Annotated in this window: 16 protein-coding genes and 1 pseudogene; 12 read left to right on the forward strand and 5 right to left on the reverse strand. The window is 69.3% G+C overall.

Annotated elements, in window-relative coordinates; translation table 11 throughout:
- The 5 genes and pseudogenes from ACTMTI_RS55610 to ACTMTI_RS55630 all read left to right on the forward strand — a co-directional run.
- Window positions 1-791 (forward strand): annotated as a pseudogene (locus ACTMTI_RS55610) (hypothetical protein); the annotation flags it as partial.
- 285 nt (window positions 792-1,076) lie between these two features.
- On the forward strand, window positions 1,077-1,361 hold the full coding sequence (locus ACTMTI_RS55615) for a hypothetical protein (protein WP_441129184.1): 285 nt from the start codon (window positions 1,077-1,079) through the stop codon (window positions 1,359-1,361).
- 154 nt (window positions 1,362-1,515) lie between these two features.
- A complete protein-coding gene (locus ACTMTI_RS55620) occupies window positions 1,516-2,847 on the forward strand; it encodes a phage major capsid protein (protein WP_441129185.1) in 1,332 nt (443 codons plus the stop codon).
- 492 nt (window positions 2,848-3,339) lie between these two features.
- Window positions 3,340-4,029, forward strand: a complete 690-nt coding sequence (locus ACTMTI_RS55625; RefSeq protein WP_441129186.1) for an HNH endonuclease — start codon at window positions 3,340-3,342, stop codon at window positions 4,027-4,029.
- A 70-nt stretch (window positions 4,030-4,099) separates the two neighbouring features.
- A complete protein-coding gene (locus ACTMTI_RS55630) occupies window positions 4,100-4,804 on the forward strand; it encodes an SDR family oxidoreductase (RefSeq protein WP_441129187.1) in 705 nt (234 codons plus the stop codon).
- Between the two features lie 161 nt (window positions 4,805-4,965).
- On the opposite strand, the gene ACTMTI_RS55635 is transcribed toward ACTMTI_RS55630, so the two are convergent.
- Window positions 4,966-5,172: a hypothetical protein gene (locus ACTMTI_RS55635; RefSeq protein WP_441129188.1), complete on the reverse strand. Its 207-nt coding sequence runs from the start codon at window positions 5,170-5,172 to the stop codon at window positions 4,966-4,968.
- Window positions 5,173-5,906: 734 nt separating this feature from the next.
- On the opposite strand from ACTMTI_RS55635, the gene ACTMTI_RS55640 reads away from it, so the two are divergent.
- The 3 genes from ACTMTI_RS55640 (at window position 5,907) to ACTMTI_RS55650 (ending at window position 7,458) form a co-directional block, all read left to right on the forward strand.
- Window positions 5,907-6,059: a hypothetical protein gene (locus tag ACTMTI_RS55640; RefSeq protein ID WP_192776973.1), complete on the forward strand. Its 153-nt coding sequence runs from the start codon at window positions 5,907-5,909 to the stop codon at window positions 6,057-6,059.
- A 71-nt stretch (window positions 6,060-6,130) separates the two neighbouring features.
- A complete protein-coding gene (sigJ, locus tag ACTMTI_RS55645) occupies window positions 6,131-7,015 on the forward strand; it encodes an RNA polymerase sigma factor SigJ (RefSeq protein WP_441129189.1) in 885 nt (294 codons plus the stop codon).
- Window positions 7,016-7,110: 95 nt separating this feature from the next.
- Complete coding sequence (locus ACTMTI_RS55650) at window positions 7,111-7,458, forward strand: DoxX family protein (protein WP_441129190.1); 348 nt, start codon at window positions 7,111-7,113, stop codon at window positions 7,456-7,458.
- A 315-nt stretch (window positions 7,459-7,773) separates the two neighbouring features.
- On the opposite strand, the gene ACTMTI_RS55655 is transcribed toward ACTMTI_RS55650, so the two are convergent.
- Window positions 7,774-8,136 (reverse strand): hypothetical protein, encoded by a 363-nt coding sequence (locus tag ACTMTI_RS55655; protein WP_441129191.1) that lies wholly within the window; start codon window positions 8,134-8,136, stop codon window positions 7,774-7,776.
- A gap of 586 nt (window positions 8,137-8,722) precedes the next feature.
- Window positions 8,723-11,428 (reverse strand): LuxR C-terminal-related transcriptional regulator, encoded by a 2,706-nt coding sequence (locus ACTMTI_RS55660; RefSeq protein WP_441129192.1) that lies wholly within the window; start codon window positions 11,426-11,428, stop codon window positions 8,723-8,725.
- Between the two features lie 63 nt (window positions 11,429-11,491).
- Here ACTMTI_RS55660 and ACTMTI_RS55665 point away from each other — a divergent pair, with 63 nt between their 5' ends.
- Both ACTMTI_RS55665 and ACTMTI_RS55670 read left to right on the forward strand, forming a co-directional pair.
- The gene (locus ACTMTI_RS55665) at window positions 11,492-12,220 is read left to right on the forward strand and encodes an ABC transporter ATP-binding protein (RefSeq protein WP_441129193.1); all 729 of its coding nucleotides are present in this window, start codon (window positions 11,492-11,494) and stop codon (window positions 12,218-12,220) included.
- Complete coding sequence (locus tag ACTMTI_RS55670; RefSeq protein ID WP_441129194.1) at window positions 12,214-14,685, forward strand: FtsX-like permease family protein; 2,472 nt, start codon at window positions 12,214-12,216, stop codon at window positions 14,683-14,685. The genes ACTMTI_RS55665 and ACTMTI_RS55670 overlap by 7 nt, the downstream gene beginning before the upstream one ends.
- Window positions 14,686-14,884: 199 nt before the next feature.
- Here the strand turns inward: ACTMTI_RS55670 and ACTMTI_RS55675 are convergent, their stop codons facing one another.
- Window positions 14,885-15,028, reverse strand: coding sequence for a hypothetical protein (locus ACTMTI_RS55675; RefSeq protein ID WP_441129195.1), 144 nt, complete (start codon window positions 15,026-15,028; stop codon window positions 14,885-14,887).
- A 156-nt stretch (window positions 15,029-15,184) separates the two neighbouring features.
- On the opposite strand from ACTMTI_RS55675, the gene ACTMTI_RS55680 reads away from it, so the two are divergent.
- Together ACTMTI_RS55680 and ACTMTI_RS55685 are read left to right on the forward strand one after the other, a co-directional pair.
- Window positions 15,185-15,376 carry a hypothetical protein gene (locus ACTMTI_RS55680; RefSeq protein ID WP_441129196.1) on the forward strand — a complete coding sequence of 64 codons (192 nt, stop codon included), beginning with the start codon at window positions 15,185-15,187 and terminating at the stop codon, window positions 15,374-15,376.
- 3 nt (window positions 15,377-15,379) lie between these two features.
- Window positions 15,380-15,658 (forward strand): hypothetical protein, encoded by a 279-nt coding sequence (locus ACTMTI_RS55685; RefSeq protein ID WP_441129197.1) that lies wholly within the window; start codon window positions 15,380-15,382, stop codon window positions 15,656-15,658.
- A 1-nt stretch (window position 15,659) separates the two neighbouring features.
- Here the strand turns inward: ACTMTI_RS55685 and ACTMTI_RS55690 are convergent.
- On the reverse strand, window positions 15,660-16,000 hold a 341-nt coding region (locus ACTMTI_RS55690; RefSeq protein ID WP_441129198.1), incomplete at its 5' end, for a response regulator transcription factor.

Consider the following 16,000-nt stretch of genomic DNA (forward strand, 5'->3'; position numbering starts at 1 on the left):
ATCATGGCCTCGACCTCGTGCCGGCGCGGACCCGGACGCGTATCACCGCACTGTGGGTTGACGCCCTGCTGGCGATCTACCAGCGAGATCCCGCTGCGGCCACGGCACGGCTTGGTCAGTGTCATGCCTTGGCCGAGGAGATCGCCGATGAGACAGGCCGGACATCCGCCGCCATGACGGCCGGCATCGCCGAGCTGTCGGCCGGCAGCACCGGGCATGGCCTGGCCTTGATGGAGGCAGCGCGCGCACGCCAGCGGGCGGCCGGCGACCTTGACGCCGTCGGCCTCAATCTCTATCTGGCCGCAACGTTCTGCGCCGCCGGCGATCCCGATGCCGCCGCGGCGCTCGGCCGTGAGCTGCTGGCCTTGTGCGATGTCCACGGCGCGCCTTTGTTCCGCGCGTACGCGCTGTTCCTCATCGGCATCGCAGCCTGGAAACACGGCGACTCCCGCCAGACCGAGAGACTGATCCAGGAGGCCACCGCACCATGGATGGCCGTCAACGACCACTGGGGCCTGGCCAAGGCACTGGAGGTCCTGGCTTGGACCGCCGAAGCCCGCCACGCCCACGAGCGCGCCGCCCGCCTGCTGGGCGCCGCCGACGCACTATGGCAAGAGATCGGCTTCGCCCCCACCCTGCTGCCCTACCACACCCACTCCCACCAGGACTGCGAGAGCGGCGCCCGCCAAGGGCTCGGACAACAGGCGTTCGCCGCCGCCTTCCGCCGCGGAGCCGAACTCGATCTCCACACCGCGGTGGCATATGCGATCAGCAACGACGATCGCCAATGAACGCCGAGCCTGACCGTGACGTTCCGTGATCCCAGCCAGGACGCCTCGACATGCAGCCCGAGGTCCTCATCGACCACCACAAGGACACCGACTTGTCGGCGACCGCCGCTCGCTCCGGGCGGTAGTACCGAGGCAGTGCACCTGACATGGCTCACATGCCTGAAGACCCCTAGATATCTGTCTGGCAAGTACGCGCCAACCTTACTTGCCACACATGTCTGACTACCAAGAGTCACTCCAGATAACCGCAGTTCCGGCTGCGCTCGCTGCGCTTCCGCCGCGCAGTTGGAGCGGGCGCTGGACGACGCGAGAAAGGCCCAGGCCGAAGCGGAGCAGGCCGAGCAGCAGGCGCGGGTGGAGACGGGCCGGGCGTGGGAGCACGTGGACCGGCTCACTCGCTGGCTGGCCGCGATCGACGCGGACCGGCTCCGCGGTGAGCGTGACGATCTGCTGCTAGACAACGCCAACCTACGGGCCCGGCTCGCCTCGGGCGACCGGTCGGAGCTCGCGCGGGCGAGGGAGACGATTGCCCGCCTGGAGGCCGCCGAGCGGGGCACCGTCACCCTCTGATCCTCCTGGCCGAGGGGGACCGTGCAGCGTCGCGGAATCAAACGCTGACGCAAACCCTGCCGACCCGCTTTCCTCCCCTTGATCGTCTGACGTCCCGGTGCTGACCGGGCGGCGCGACCGCGAAGTCAATCCGTGTCAGCATCAAGGGGGAGCCGTGACCACGGCTAAGAGCGACATCAACGCCCGCATCAAGGAACTAACCACCGCGCTGGAGCAGAAGTCCCAGCGGCTCAACGCCATCTCGAACACGGTCACCGATGAGACCGGCAAGGGCCACATGGTCATCTCGACCGAGGCGCACGCCGACTACCAGAAGACTCTCGGCGAGGCGCGCGAGATCAAGGCTCTGATCCAGGAGCAGAAGGAGCACCTGGACATCGAGCGGTTCCTTGACGAGCCGAACGAGCCCAGCTACGCCGCCCGCGACGCCGTGGCGGCCGCGCACGGCAAGCAGCACAAGAGCCTGTCCGAGGCGTTCCTCGACTCCGACGCGTACGCCGAGATGAAGTCCGGCCAGTTCCGGCAGCTTGGCCAGGTCGCCGAGTTCGAGCAGGGCCTGTACGACTTCGAGCGCAAGGACATCTTCTCGCTGTCGGCCGGCACGCACACCACGCCCGCGTTCGGTATGGCGGAGAACGTCGGCCTGGCCGAGCGGCAGCGCCGCCCCGGCCGGGTGCGCGACCTGTTCCCCAGCGAGCAGACCCAGGCCAACATCCTGTACGGGATCAGGCAAATCGGGTTCACCAACAACGCCAAGCGGGTGCCCGAGCGGGAGCAGCCAAACGGCGGCCCGGCGCTCGGCAACGACACCGACGTGTTCGGTAAGGCCCCGAAGTCGAAGCTGTCGTTCATCCCGTACACGGCGCCGATCGTCGAGCTCGCGCACACCGTCCACATCCACAAGAACACCCTCGCGGACGAGTCCCGCATCAGGGGCATCATCGACCGCGACCTCGTGGACGGCCTGAAGCTGAAGGAGGACGAAGAGATCCTCTACGGCGCCGGCAACGGCGACGAGATCACCGGTCTCTTCAACATCCCCGGCGCGCAGGAGTACACGGGTCTCGCCGGAGACGCCGCGTACAAGAGCCTCCAGCTCCGCCGCTCCGCCACCATGGCCATCCTCGCGTTCTTCGAGCCGAACGGTGTCGTCCTGCACCCCTTCGACTGGGAGCAGATCGAAACCGAGCGCGACGAGAACGGCCAGTACCTCATCGCCGTGTCGGTGGCGGTCGGCGGCGAGAAGCGCGTGTGGCGGATGCGGGTCGTGGACACCGCCGCCATCAACCAGGGCACCTTCCTGACCTGCTCCTTCGGCTACGGCGCCAAGCTGTTTGACCGGGAGAGCGTCTCCGTCCAGGCGAGCACGGAAACGGGGGAGGCCTTTGAACGCGGGTACGTCGTGCTGAGGGGCAGCGAGAGGATTGGATTGGCCGTCGATAGACCGGAATCGCTGGTGCTGGGCCAGTTCGCCGCGACTCCGTAGGAGGTGGGGCGGGGCGGACGTTCTCGCTGAGATGTCGGTCCCACCCGCTAGCATTCGAATGGATCATCGAATGCGTATGCCCCCGCGACGCTGGAACGTCCGGGGGCGCGGCCAACCTGCAAGGAGGTTGACGTGGACCAGTCTATGTGTGCTGCCTGCGTGGCAGAAGGGGAGCCAGAGCCGAAGCGGCCCATGTCACGAGGCTTGTGCCAAAAGCACTACGCGCGAGCTCGGAGGGCCGGGGTGCTGCCCCCGAAGACGGAGAAGAAGGTAGATCCAGTTCCCTGCCCTCGCTGTATCCAAGAGGAAGCCGAGAAGATCCGCCTGGTTGCCCTCCGTGGGCTGTGCAAGGTGCACTACCAGAGAGCCAGGCGAGCCAACGAGATCCCTCGCGTGTACGCCGAGCGAGACTCCCAGACTACGTGCGCCGCCGAGGACTGCGAACGTGATGTGGTGTCTCGTGGCGTCTGCTCGTCGCACTACAGCCGGATCTTGAAGGGCAGCGACCCGCTGGCCCCGCTTCGGGAGCGGTATTCGCCCGACTGCGAGATCGACGGCTGTGGCCTGCCGAGTCACGCGCGCGGCATGTGCGACCGCCACTACAAGCAGTGGCAGGATGGCCGCCCGTTCTCCCCGCTGCCAGAGTGGAAGCAGTACCTCGACCTGGAGCAGTGCCGCCTCGACGATTGCGATCGGGACGCTGCGCATTTCGGCCTCTGCAACACCCACTACTTCCGGCAGCGCGAGGGAGAACCGGACTGGGATAGCCCGATCAGGGAGAAGGCGCCTGCTGGGACGGGGTGGATCACAGATCAGGGTTACAGGATGGTGCGAGACGGTGGACGAAGCCGTCCTGAACATCGCGTGGTCGCAGAGCGGGAGCTTGGCCGTGCGTTGTGGCCTGATGAGCAGGTCCACCACGTCAACGGCGACAGGTTGGACAACAGAGCGGACGGCCCGTTCCGCATGGACGAGCGCGGACGTCTGCGATCGGGCAACCTGGAAATTTGGTCGAGTGCCCAGCCGAAGGGACAGGAGATCGGCCCGAAGCTGGAGTGGGCGGTCGAGATCCTCACCTCCTACGGCGAGGTCGATCTCGACCGGCTTCGTCGCGTCCTGGCCGTCCATGGGACGGCTGAGGAGCGCCGCCAGTACGGTGCGCACCTGAAGTCTGTGTCGTAGCGAGGAGCACCCAGGCAGGAGGGTGATCGGGAGGGGACACTAGCGGTCCTCTCCCGGCACTCTCCCCCGCATGACTCCGACCTTGCGTGATCTGTACGTCTACCGGGCGAGCTTCTCCGAGATCCGTCGGCGCCGAACCGACGTCGTGCTCGACCTCGGGTTCGGCACGCACTGGGCGGCCCGCTACTGGCGCGACCGGTTCCAGGCGGGGGTCCACGCCGACCGCGCCGTCGTCAACACCTCCTCCGGCTCCGGGCTGCTCAACCCGCTGCCCGCGCAGGTCTCCTACGCGGCGGGCAACGCCGGGGTCGCGGCGCTGACCATCGTGTCCGCCCTCGAACTCGGCCGGTACGGCGTTCGGGTCAACTGCATCTCGCCCTCGATGGCCCGTACCCGCCTCACTCTCGCCGTTCCCGGCATGAGTCAGGAACCGCCGACGGGTCGGTTTGATCCCCTGCACCCTGCTGCCAGCGCGCCTGTTGCCGCCTACCTGGCCAGTTCAGCCTGCCCGCTCACTGGCCAGGTGCTGTCGGTGCGCGGCGGAACAGTCGCAGTCAACCACGGCTGGTCCCTCGGCGCCCACGTCCACAAAGACGGGCTGTGGAGCGTGGAGGAGCTGGCCGAGAAGGTGAAGGAGCTGCCGATCGACGACCCGTTCGACAAGCTCGCCGAAGCCCTGACCGGAGCGCTCGGCACCGTCGGACGCACCCAGCTCCAGGAGATGATCAACACTCTGCTGGACCAGGGGGGCCAGTCCGACACGGCTTCCGCATGACGCGATGGCGTACAGTCCAGACCGTGAGCTCAGGCTCGCGGTCTGGGGTTCGCCATGGCAGCCGACTCCGAGTCTCCGCGGCAGTTCAACGCGGTGCTGTGGCGTTCGTATGGGCAGTCCGTGGCGGGACCTGCCACCCAGTACGGGCTATGGTCCAGCGCCTACGACCGGCTCCGCTCCTGGGCACTGAGCGGCATGTTCGAGCAGCTGATGCAGGCAATGATCGCCGAGGCCACGACGCGGGGGCAGGCTGAGCTCGACTCGGTCAGCGTGGTCTCCACCACGGCCCCGCCCACCATCAGGCCGCCGGGATGGCGCTCGACAGCGAACTCGTCGAAGCGATGGGAGAGGCTACGCCAAAGGGGCAAACCCCGCCACGGCAACCCCGACAAAGACAGAGACGGGAATGGAGGCCGACGGTTACGACGGCGGCGCAGGTTCCGGCTGACGGCGGCCAAGCAGGGCCGTTCGCGGGGAGGGCTGACCAGCAAGGTGCATCTATCCGCCGAGCGGCGATGCCGTCCGCTGTCTTCGTCCTGCCTCCGGGCCGGGCGGGGACAGTCCGCAGTTCCGCGCCGTGCTGGAGCGTATCAAGGTCCCGCCTGCCCATCGGGCGCCCGGGCGCGGTGGCCGCCGACAAGGCCTACTCCTCCCGAAGCAACCGCGCCTACCTGCGCTGACGCCGGATCAAGACGGCCATTCCAGAGAAGAGCGACCAGGCGACCAACCGCAAGAACCGCGGCTCCCGCGGACGTATGGCGGGCCAGCCGTACGCAATTGAATGGACAGCAGCCGAATGGAACACGCCGTCGCTGTCGCCCTCGCCCTCGTCCCGCACGTTGACTTCGCCGCCACGACGACGGTATCGGCCGCGAACGCCACAGAATTCAGCGCCGAGCGGTGGGCGCGGGAGATCTTCACTATCCCCGCTCTTCCGGCATGGGTTAAAGGGTTGTTCGCGGTGCTTGGGCTCGCCGCGAGAGTGCTGCGACTCCCGCCCGGAGATCCGGCGATGCCAGCGGTCAGCGGGTGATTGACACCGATGACCGGACCGGCGCCTTGCTTCGCCGTTACGGTCGGCGTCACACCCGGCTTGATACACGTGACGACCGCGGTCACGCTCAAGGGCTGGCCCCGCACGCTCTACTACGCCCCACTGCGGTTGCTGCACGACGCCGTGACACGGGCGATGATGAACTCGGCGGCCCGCCGCCGCGGCCGCCCTGGCGATCGGCCGAGCAGACGCAGCACATGACCGCTGGTAAGAACTCGCCGACGGCAGGCGCCAAGACGCCCAGATGAGGGCGCGGCACAGGAAGGACTGCGATGCACGGCCGCCCAGAGGTCCACTCGTCACCAATCGAGCGGGCGTTCGCCGAGCACCGCAGTCTGCTGCACGCTGTGGCCTACCGGGTGCTCGGCAGTGTCACCGAAGCCGAAGACGTGGTGCAGGACGCTTGGTTGCGCTGGAGCCGCGTCGATGTGGCGACCGTCGCGGACACCGAAGGCTATCTGGTCCGGGTGACCACCCGGCTGGCGATCGACCGGCTTCGAAGTGCACGCGTGCGCCGGGAGTCCTATGTGGGATCGTGGCTGCCCGAGCCGATTCTGACTGATCCGGATGCCGCGCAGAATGTGCTCCTCAAGGAGTCAGTGTCGACCGCGATGCTGCTGGTGCTCGAAACGCTCTCCCCGGTGGAACGCGCGGTATTCGTGCTCAGCGAGGCCTTCGGGTACGGCCACCACGAGATAGCGCACTTCGTCGGGCGCAAACATGCGACGGTGCGCCAGATAGCGCTCCGCGCCCGGAAGGCGGTGGAGACGCGGCACCGCCGCTATGACACCGATCAGGCGACCAGGCGGCAGGCCACCGAGCGGTTTCTGGCGGCCTGTCTCGGCGGCGACCTGAAGGCCCTGATGGAGGTTTTGGCGCCGGATGTGACCATGGTGAGCGACGGCGGCGGATTTACCGGCGCCCCCCGCACAGCCATCCACGGCCGCGAGCGTGTGGCCCGCGCCGTCGTCATCCTGTCGGCACACCGGCCGCACGGCTCGCGGGCGCAGGTATTCCAGGTCAACGGGGGCCCGGGAATCATCGTCCACGCGGGGCGCACACCGGTGCTGGCGGTCACCTTCCACCTGGTGAAGGGGGCGATCGAGGTGATCCATGTGGTCAGCAATCCGGAGAAGCTGACCAGCGTCGCGCTGTAACACAGATCACACGGTGACCCGTCACTCCTTAGGCAGCCGTCTCGTCCGTGAGGGGATCAACCAGACGATCGTTCTCATGGAAAGAGAAAACCTCGATGTTTGCCGTCTATCTCACGATCACGCTCCTCGCTGCGACGCTCAACGGCATGGCAGCCGCTGCCAACCTCATCGGCCACGACTACCCCAAGAGCCAGGCGGACAAGTTGGGCGTGCCCCGGTCCTGGATGCGCCCGTTGGGCGTGCTGCTGGCCGCCGGGGCGCTGGGGCTGCTGGCCGGAATCGCCGTACCGATCCTGGGCACGCTCGCCGCCAGCGGCCTCGTACTGTACTTCCTCGGCGCATTCTCAGCACACCTACGGGCTGACGACCACCACTTCGCCCCCTGGACCCTCTTCTTCTGCGCGGCGGTGGCCGCCCTGGCCGTCAACTTGACGTGCCGCTGAGTCTGCCGATCCACACCGAGCCCGGCCTCCGTACGGGAGGGCTCGGAACGTTGAGTGCCTTGGCGAGTTGGATCGCCACTTGCCCTTGCCGGTTCGGCATGGGGGAGCCTGTGGGGGCGGCGCAGGTGGACATCGGGCAGTCGTGCGATTCCACGTGCTTGAGTCGTCGCTCGCGACCCGGACTGTTTCATGTGGGTGTCAGCCGTTTGCAACAACTCATGAAACAGTCGCTGCAGGTGCGTTGTCGCGCGGCCGGGTGTTTCACGAACGACCTCCCATGCAAACGCCCCCCCGGACGATGTGGAAGTCCCGTCGTCAGAGCCGTTGGGTGTCCGCGCGGAGCTCCGCTCCGGATCTTGCGACTCCTTCGATGGCCTCCTGAAGATCCCAGAGGTCGACACTGATGAGCTCGGGGTCGATTCCATAGGTCGCGCTGTCCTTGGTGGTCGAAGCGTTGATGAAGGGTGCTCGCTTGGAATCGGGATTCACGTAGCCGGTAGCTGCGACCAGGGCGCTTCGGAGATGCCGGAGTGCGTTGTGCACGTCCTTGCTGGTCTCGTCGGGCCAAAGAGCGGTGGTGAGCTGATCGCGCGTGACGCCGTTGCGGTGGAGCGCGAGGTAGACGAGCAGGCTGAGCTGGAGCCAGCTCGTCAGGTTGTCGATCCTCGGTCCGCCCACCGTACTCGTCAGGGATCAACTGGCTCCTCTGGAGCTGAGCTCAGGACCGCTCCACGATCCAGACAGCGGAATGGCCGAAGGGCTTGGATCTTGAGGTGGGACCAGCGCTCGCAGGGCGGCGCCAGCCTCCTCTTCAGTGATGTGGAAGAGCCGTGTGTCCCGGAGACGCGGGTCTGATGTTCAAGAACGCAAGCGTGTGCTCATCCTCGAGGACCCGATAGGACGGCAACAAACCGGCCACGATCTTGCAGAAGGTGCAGTCGCTCATCCACGCAATGATCGCATCCGGCGGGCCTACTTGCCTTACGTGCCTGACACGATCATCTCTCTTTGACCTGCAGGAAGAGGCTAACTACCCCAGATAACGATGGATCCGACATATGCGTCCCCTTCGTTATTGCGAGCCTTGTGTAGTAACAAGGAGCACCTTACAGGGGTTTGGTATGCCGGGTGCCCGCAGAAGAGCTAGAGAAGGGCCTCGAGTCTGCCGATGGTGAACCGGACCTTGTCTCGGCTGCCCCGCCTGGATGAAGCGCAGCGGTGCGTTCGCCCTTGGCGGCGTCGACCCGCAGGAGGCCTCGCGGGCCTACGGGACGACCCCCAAATCGAGTCCGGCCAGCTGGGCCCGGCTGGTCACGTTGAGCTTGGGGAAGGCGCGGTAGAGGTGGTAGCTGACGGTCTTGGGGCTGAGGAAGAGCTGGGCGCCGATCTCCTTGTTGGTGCGGCCGGCGGCGGCCAGGCGGACGATCTGCAGTTCCTGCGGGGACAGCGTCGAGAGGGAATCGGCGCCGGCGGCGGAGAGGCTGGTGTCGCCGGCCGCGCGGAGTTCGTTTGTGGCGCGTTCCGCCCAAGGCCGGGCGTCCAGGCGCTGGAAGGTTTCGAGCGCGCCACGCAGGTGGGTGCGGGCGGCGCTCTTCTGCCGTTCCCTGCGCATGCGTTCACCGTAGACCAGCGCGGTGCGCGCCGACTCCCAAGGGCGGCCACTGCCGGCGTGCAGTCGTACGGCGGCGCGGAAGTACTCGTGTGCGCGATCCCCATCGGGTTCCAGCAGGGCTCGGCAGCGGTATGCGACGGCCTGGGCCCACTCGAGGCCGGAGGCCGCGGCCCACGTCTCGTAGTGGCGCAGCGGCCCGTCGGCGGGCATTCCCAGCCGGGCGGCGGCTTCGATCAGGTCGGGAGTGAAGTGAACGGCCTGGAAGCGGTGGCCCACGGGCCCGGCCAGAGCGCCCTCCAGCCGGTCCAGCGCTTCGGCAAAGCGGCCCTGGCCCAGATCCAGCAGCGCCTGCGCCCACTGCGCCCAGGCCAGTCCGTTGACGATCCCGTTGGCGTCGTAGTGGCGGTGCGCGGCGGCCGCCAGCTCGGCACACCGGTCCGCGTCCCCACGGGCGGCGGCGATCCAGGCGAGGATGCCGTGCATGCAACCGGCCCGGCTCGGCCTGCCGGTCTCGGCGGTGAGTTGCAGTCCCTCACTGGCGGTCGCCATGGCGTCCGTGAACCTGCCGAGGAAGATCTCGCTGGTGGCGAGCGTGATGTAGAGCACGGCGAGCTTGCCGATCTCTCCATTGGCCCGGCATTCGTCGGCGGCGGCGCGGGCGATTTCCGACGCAGCCTGGAAGTCACCCGTCTGGAGGGCGAAGTAGGAGGCGTTGATCCGGCGTGAGTGCATGTCGGAGGTGATCTGGCGGCCTTTGGTCACCAGCTCACGCATGATCGGCAGTGCGGCCCCAGGGCCTTCGGTCAGCAGCAGCGCCGTTCCCAGGGCGGACTGCCTGGCGAGGTCGAGGTCGTCTTCCGGGCGCAGGTCCAGCGCGCGTAGGCGGGCCGCGGCCTCGACGAGCCGGTCGGCGTCGCCGAGCCTGTGGGCGTTGCGTGCGGCTTCGACCACCATCAAACCGGCGGCGGCGCGGTCGTCGGCGGTCACGTCGGCCGCCCCTTTGAGCAGCAGGTCGTGGGCGAGGTTCGGGTCGCCCCGACCGAAGGCGATCCTGGCCCGCAGCATGGGGAACGTGGCGCGGGCCGACGCGTCCGGCACGAGGCCGGTGGCGGCCTCGATGAGCTGCTGGGCTCGTTGCAGCTGTCCTTCCTCGGTGGCGTCCACGGCGGCCGCGAGCAGCCTGCGTCCCTTGAGCTCCGGATCCTCGCTCAGCTCCGCCGCCCGCTCGAACGCGGCGACGGCGCTGACGTTCGCCCCGCGGTCCCTGGCCCGCCGGGCCATCTCCTCCAGAGCCCCCGCGGCCGTCTCGTCCGGTCCCGTGGCGGCGGCGGCCAGGTGCCAGGTCTGCCGGTCGGGCCGGTCCGCGAGGAGGCCGGCCAGGATCCTGTGCACCTCTGACCGCTGGTCGTACGTGCTCAGCTGGAAGGAGGCCGCACGCATGAGCGGGTGGGCGAACCACACGTGCCGTCCGGCGATCCTGACCAGCCCGGAGCGCTCGGCCGCTCCCAGGGCGGCGGGTTCGATGCCGAGTTCGGCGCACGTCCTCCTGATCACGTCCAGATCGCCGTCGTCGGCCAAGGCGGTGACCAGCAGCGCGGTCTGGGCGTCCGGCGGCAGCAGGCCGATCCGGGCGGCGTAGGCCAGACGTAGGCGCTCCGGCAACGGCAGCGGGCTGTGGTCGTAGGCCGGCAAGCCGGTGGTGTGGGGTAGTTCGAGCAGCGCGAGCGGATTGCCCGCGCTCTCCTTGATGATCCGCATGCGCATCGGGCCGGTGAGGGCTGGTGCGGCGTCGGCGAGCACCTGGGCGGCGCTCTGATCGTTGAGGCCGGTCAGCCGTCGTTCGGGCAGGCCTGCGGAGTCGAAGCCGCCGCGTGTGCCGAACAGCATCACAATGCCTTCCGCGTGCAGCCGGTGCGCGGCGAAGCGCAGCGCGCGCGCCGAGGCATGATCCAGCCAGTGCGCATCGTCGACCAGACACAGCAGGGGCCGGTCTTCGGCCAGCTCCGCCAGTAACGACAGCACCGCCAGGCCGACATGGAAATGATCGTCGCTTCTCGTGGGCGCCACGCCCAGAGCGCCCGCCAGAGCCGCGGCCTGGCGTCCGGGCAGGGTGTCGAGGCGGTCGAGGCGGCGGCGCAGGAGCAGGTGCAGCGAGGCGAACGGGATGTCGGCCTCCGTCTCGATGCCCAGACCGCGCAGCACGTCCATGTCCTGCGCGCGCTCCTCGGCGTACGCCAGCAGCGCGGTCTTGCCGATCCCCGGCTCCCCCTCGATCACCAGAACGCCGGAATGTCCTCCCCGCGCCTGATCGAGCAGCACGTCAATGGCCTGCTGATCAGACTCCCGCCCTCGAAGCACCCGACGAATCCTAGTCGCTTGTCCGATACCGCCCGGCTATGAACCTTCATAGCGTCGTCAGCCATGAATCCCATGCAAGCGGTCGATCTGATCGCGGTCACCAAACACTACGCGCACGGCGTCACGGCACTGGAGGACGTGTCGATCGGCTTCGGCGCCGGCACGTTCACCGCTGTGATGGGACCATCAGGGTCGGGCAAGTCGACCTTGCTGCAGTGCGCCGCCGGCCTCGATCGGCCGAGCTCGGGGCGGGTCGTGGTGGACGGCCGGGACCTGGCGACGCTCAACGACAGGAAGCTGACGCTGCTGCGGCGCGATCGGATCGGGTTCGTGTTCCAGTCCTTCAACCTGCTGCCGTCGCTCACCGCCGCCCAGAACGTCGCGCTGCCGCTGCGCCTGGCCGGCCGCCGGCCCGATCCCCAGCAGGTACGCCACGGCCTGGCCGCGGTGGGCCTGGCCGAGCGCATGAACCACCGCCCCGCCGAGATGTCCGGCGGCCAGCAGCAGCGCGTCGCCATCGCCCGGGCGCTGGTCAGCCGCCCCGCCGTGCTGTTCGCCGACGAGCCCACCGGCGCCCTGGACGCGAACACCAGCCGCGACGTACTGCGCCTGATGCGCGACCTGGTCGACAGGCAAGCGCAGACGATCATCATGGTCACCCACGACCCGGTGGCGGCCTCCTACGCCGACCGCGTGGTGTTCCTGGCCGACGGCCGGGTCTACGGGGAGTTGCACGACCCGAGCGCCGAGCTGATCGCCACCCGGATGCTGCAGTTGGAGGCATCGTGCTGACAATCGCGTGGTCCACGCTGCGTACCCGGTGGTTGTCCTTCGCGGGCACGTTCGTCGCCTTGGCGCTCGGCGCGGCCCTGATGGCCGCGCTCGGTCAGGTGCTCACCTCCAGCATCTCCTCGCCTGACCGGGCTCCGCAGCGGTACGCCGCCGCGCCCGTCGTGGTCGTGCCCGATGAGCGCCTCAGCGTGAAGAACTGGCTGGGAGAGAGCAGCGCCCCGCTGGCCGAGCCACGGGGGTTCGCTCCCGAGCTGGCTGCCCGCCTGCCCGGGGCAGTGGTGGATCGAGTCTTTCCCGCCCAGCTCGCCGGCGGCCCGTCCGCCGTCGGCCGTCCCTGGTCGGCCGCCCGTACGGCGCCGCAGCCATTGTCGTCGGGAAGGGCACCCGCCAGGGACGACGAGATCGTGGTCACCGGCGGCGCTCAGGTGGGCCGGCGGGTGCACGTGGTGACCGCGGCGGGGGCCCAGGCGTACCGGGTGGTGGGGCTGGCCGCCGCGGGCCCGCAGCACACCGTGTTCTTCACCGACCGCCGGGCAGCCGCGCTGTCCCCGCGGATCGACGCGCTGGCTCTGTGGAGGCCTGCCGCCGAGGTCCGCGCCGCCCTGGGCGCGTCCGAGACGGCCGCCGGCAAGGCCGCGACCCCTGCGGTCTCAACCAAGGTCAAGGTGCTGACCGGCCAAGAACGGGCGTTGCTCGACCCGTTCCGCGAGGCTGACGAGCAGGCCCGCAACAACGCCAACACGATCGTCGGCATTGCCGCCGGTTTCGCGGCATTCATCGCCATATTCGTGGTTTCCTCAACCTTTGCTTTCGCGGTCGGGCAGCGGCAGCGCGAGTTCGCCCTGCTCCGCACCATCGGCGCGACGGCCAGGCAGGTCAGGCGCATGGTGTACGGGGAGGCGATCATTGTCGCGCTCACCGCCTCCGCGCTCGGCGCGCTGATCGGCCCGCTGGCCACCCGACCGATCCTGGACCGGCTGAGCGCGCTCGGAATGGCGCCCGCCTGGCTGGTGCCCTCCACCTCCGCGGCGCCCTCGTACGTGGCCTTCGGCACGGGAGTGCTGGTCGCCGTGCTCGGCGTGATCGTCGCCGCCCGGCGCGCGGGCCGGGTGCGGCCCGCAGAGGCGCTGCGTGAGGCGGCACTGGAGCCTAGGGCCATGACGGCCGGGCGCTGGATCGCCGGAGGCAGCCTGCTCGCGACCGCGGTCGCCAGCATGATCGTCAACGCCGTCAGCGACCCGTCCGGCGCGACCAACAACAAGACGTTCATGCCCATCGTCATGCTGCTCATCGCCGCCGTCGGGCTGCTCGCCCCGGTCTTCGTCCGGCCGGTCACGAGCCTGCTCGCCACCCCGCTCCGACGGCTGCGCGGCGCGGGCGCCCTCGTGGTCCCCGCCGGCGCCATCGCATCGACGAGGCGCACCGCTGCCACGGCCGCACCGGTGCTGGTCACCGTGGCGCTGGCGGCGACCCTGCTCGGCGCCGCGGCGATGACCGACGCCACCAAGGCGGCGACGCAGACCACCCCCGTACGCGCCGACTACCTGGTGCTGCCCACCCGCGCGGCCGGGTTGGATCGGCAACTCGTGGAAAGTCTGCGCGCCGTCCCCGGCGCGGATGTCACTCCCGTGACGTCGACCAGCCTCTACACACTCGAAGGCGGGGGCACCCAGCTCATCAAGCGGCCTGCCGAGGCCGTGAATCCGGCCACGCTCACGGCCGCTCTGTCTGTGCCCGTGGCCGCCGGATCGCTCGCGGAGCTGCGAGACGACACGATCGCGGTCTCCCCCACCTGGGAGCTGAGCCTGGGGCAGCGGGTGAAGCTGTGGCGGGCCGACGGCAGCCAGGCCACGCTGAAGGTCGTCGCGCTCCTCGACGCCGACTCCACCGCGGACTCCTATGTCACCGAGGCGCACGCCTTCTCCGCCCTGCCCTCGGCCGCGTACGTGAAGCTGCGCCCCGGCGTCTCCACCGCCGACGTGCAGGAAGCACTCGAGCGGGCCACCCGGGGACACAACGCCCGCGCGGTAACCAAGGCTGACTGGGCCGTGACCGCCGCCGACCGCCGTGCCTCCGCCAGCCGCCTCGGCATGCTGGCCGTGCTCGGCATCATGCTCAGCTATACCGTGATCGCGCTGGTCAACACGCTGCTGATGGCGGCCTCCGACCGGGCGGCGGAACGCGGCGGGCTGCGCCTGCTCGGCGCGACCACGCGCCAGGTCCTGGGGTACGTCATGGGCGAGGCGCTGCTGGTCGTGGCGGTGGGGGTGGTGCTGGCGGCCGTCGCCACCGCGCTCGGGCTGCTCGGGTTGTACGCCGCGCTCGTGCAGCTGGCCGGTTCCGTCCCCATCGACGTCCCGTGGGAACCGGTCACCGGAGTGATCGCCCTCTGCTTCGTGCTGGCGGTGCTGGCGGCTGTGCTGCCCGCCAGCCGTGTCAGAGGAGTGGCGATCCCCCGGGCATGAGCGCGCACCGGCCGACGCGGACGAGGTCCGCCGCGCCGCCCGGCTTGTCGAGCAAACGCTTGGTAAGGTAGGCGGGTGCTGCTGGATGGCAAGGTGGCGGTCGTGTGTACGGTGCTGACCGACAGGACGAGCCGGTCGGCGATCTCGGCGTTGGTCAAGCCCTGGGCGAGGAGCCGGACGACCTGCGTCTGGCGTCCGGTCAGCCCGGCCGGGGACGGCGCGGGTCGCCGCCGTCGGGCCGCGGGGATGCGGGCCACGCCGAGCGCTTGAGGCGGGTCCGTACCAGCCGGACCAGCGGCTCGGCGCCCAGCGCGTCGAGCAGCGGCAGGAGTCGGGCGGGCAACTCCTCTCCGGCGCCTTCGAGATCTCCGGCACCGCCCAGCCGTACGCCCCGGCCAGGAGCCTGCCATGCCCCGCCTCACCCCGCCCACGCCGACCGCTGCAAGTCCAGTGACCATCGAGGTCAGCCCGGAGGGGGCCACTACAGCCATGGCTGGGCATGCCCGGCCATCTCATCGTCAGGAGCGCGAACGGGACGCACCTGGCCCACGCCCACGGGATGCCGACGGAAGGTTCCGCGCTGCGCTTCACCCTCACCCTCCCGGAGCTGGGCCGCTACCTGGCCTGGGCCCAGTACGCCACCGGAGGCCGACTCGTGACCCGGCCCTTCACCATGGAGGTGGATCGATGAAGTATGCGGCTGTCTGCCTGCTCGTGGCCGGCGTGCTGTTCGCCCGCGACGAGCTGGTTCGCCGGGTGGTTCCAGGCCAAGACCGCGCTGCCCAACTCCGCGCTGATGCGGCCGGTGGAGGGTGAGCCCGCCGACTACGGGCTCGTCAACCACGCGAGTTGGCCGAACTGGCGGACCTTTCTGCCCAGCCTGATCTTCCGGCCCACCTTCCGCACTTTCGTGCTGGCCAACTTCAAGGCCAACGGCATCGCCGCGCAGCCGATCATCTACCGCCGGGTCTGACCTATGCCAGCTCCAGCCTGGCCAGCTCGGCGCGCGAGGAGACGCCCAGCTTGGGAAAGGCCTTGTACAGGTGAGAGGCGACCGTGCGCGGGCTCAGGAAGAGTTGCGCGCCGATCTCGCGGTTGGACACGCCCGTGACGGCCAGTCGTACCACTTGGAGCTCCTGCGGTGTCAGCACGTCCAGTGGATGTCCGGCACGGGAGCGGTCCGGCTGGGAGAGTCCGGTGGCGCGCAGTTCGGCGGTGGCGCGGGCAGCCCACGGGGTCGCGCCGAGCCGGTCGAAGGCCTCCATGGCGGCCTGGAGGTGAGTACGTGCCTCGGCGCGGCGCTTGTGGCGGCGCA

Origin of the sequence: Nonomuraea sp. H19 (genome assembly GCF_052068215.1) — a bacterium.
In the GTDB taxonomy this organism is placed as follows: domain Bacteria; phylum Actinomycetota; class Actinomycetes; order Streptosporangiales; family Streptosporangiaceae; genus Nonomuraea.

What these genes read in the sequence shown, in the direction of transcription:
- ACTMTI_RS55630 (WP_441129187.1), top strand. Translation starts at nt 4,100, where the DNA reads ATGACTCCGACCTTGCGTGATCTGTACGTCTACCGGGCGAGCTTCTCC.
- sigJ (WP_441129189.1), top strand. Translation starts at nt 6,131, where the DNA reads ATGCACGGCCGCCCAGAGGTCCACTCGTCACCAATCGAGCGGGCGTTC.
- ACTMTI_RS55650 (WP_441129190.1), top strand. Translation starts at nt 7,111, where the DNA reads ATGTTTGCCGTCTATCTCACGATCACGCTCCTCGCTGCGACGCTCAAC.
- ACTMTI_RS55665 (WP_441129193.1), top strand. Translation starts at nt 11,492, where the DNA reads ATGAATCCCATGCAAGCGGTCGATCTGATCGCGGTCACCAAACACTAC.
- ACTMTI_RS55680 (WP_441129196.1), top strand. Translation starts at nt 15,185, where the DNA reads ATGCCCGGCCATCTCATCGTCAGGAGCGCGAACGGGACGCACCTGGCC.
- ACTMTI_RS55685 (WP_441129197.1), top strand. Translation starts at nt 15,380, where the DNA reads ATGCGGCTGTCTGCCTGCTCGTGGCCGGCGTGCTGTTCGCCCGCGACG.